The sequence below is a fragment of the Alteromonas sp. MMG017 genome, from assembly GCF_018100795.1.
In the GTDB taxonomy this organism is placed as follows: Bacteria; Pseudomonadota; Gammaproteobacteria; order Enterobacterales; family Alteromonadaceae; genus Alteromonas.
Genome location: NZ_JAGJDY010000040.1, coordinates 1 through 933, shown reverse-complemented (window position 1 = coordinate 933; position 933 = coordinate 1). Strand labels below are relative to the sequence as shown.

Sequence of the window (933 nt, the reverse complement as noted above, 5' to 3'; positions counted from 1 at the left end):
GTTATAACTCTAGGAGAAACTTTTGAAAGGAAAGTTTAATAAACGGACTTTGATTCGATGGAAGGTCTATATTGACCGTTCAAAGATGTATATTGGCTATATTCAATTTTTACTCATCATATTTGTTTTCATTAACTCACTAGAAAACAACCCTGTTAGTCAATTCGTTATTGAAAGACCTCTTATGGCAGTACCTGTGATATTGGTTCTGTTTGTGGTTTGTTCTTTAATTTTAGGCTATTTGGATTCAAAGCTAGGATTTAGGGAAGAGGAAATAAGAAACCACGCTTTTTCGAACCCAGTTTTGCGTCAAATTCAGCTATCAATCGATGAGTTAAACACAAAAATCGATACAATAGATAAAGAGAATCGTAGTGGTAACAACGAGTTATAACAAACCACTCAAGCCTCTCGCTTCGCTCGTTGGGACTCTAACACATGGGCTGCGTCACTTCGTTCCTAATTTTAGCCCATGTATTATCGCCCCTTAGTGGGGTGTTATGTTTACTTTGAGATTTGCTTATGGACAAAGAACAGAAGAAAAAACTCAAAGCTCGGTTCAAGCAAAATGAACATGGAAATTTAATAGCTTCACTACCGTTATCAATTGAAGTACTAAAGGAGCTCCTATCGTTTCTAAATAGAGAAGAGGCTCCGAATTGTGATCACACTCTCAGAGAAACAAAGGATTTTTTAATTAGCCGTAATTTAAGCCCAGAAAAAATAATTCCTTGGTTAAATGAACATGGCAGTTTTTGTGATTGCGAGGTTATTTTTAATGTCTATGATGAGGTCGGTGATATTGTTGGTTGGCATTTAGAAGAGTAAACATAACAACCCAATAAACTCACTCACTACGTTCGCTGGGACGCATGCACGCGGGGCGGCTGCGCCATTATGCCCCACATGTCTGCGCCCGTTATTGGAAAGTTA

Annotated in this window: 2 protein-coding genes; both read left to right on the top strand. The window is 38.0% G+C overall.

All coding sequences use genetic code 11. The features are described 5' to 3' along the window. The first annotated feature begins 22 nt into the window (after positions 1 to 22). Complete coding sequence (locus J8L84_RS20130; RefSeq protein WP_063457411.1) at positions 23 to 394, top strand: hypothetical protein; 372 nt, start codon at positions 23 to 25, stop codon at positions 392 to 394. A gap of 128 nt (positions 395 to 522) precedes the next feature. After that, the gene (locus tag J8L84_RS20125; protein ID WP_211072261.1) at positions 523 to 828 is read left to right on the top strand and encodes a DUF2695 domain-containing protein; all 306 of its coding nucleotides are present in this window, start codon (positions 523 to 525) and stop codon (positions 826 to 828) included. The last annotated feature ends 105 nt before the right edge of the window (positions 829 to 933 follow it).

Coding starts and splice junctions, on each gene's coding strand:
- J8L84_RS20125 (WP_211072261.1), top strand. CDS start 523: ATGGACAAAGAACAGAAGAAAAAACTCAAAGCTCGGTTCAAGCAAAAT.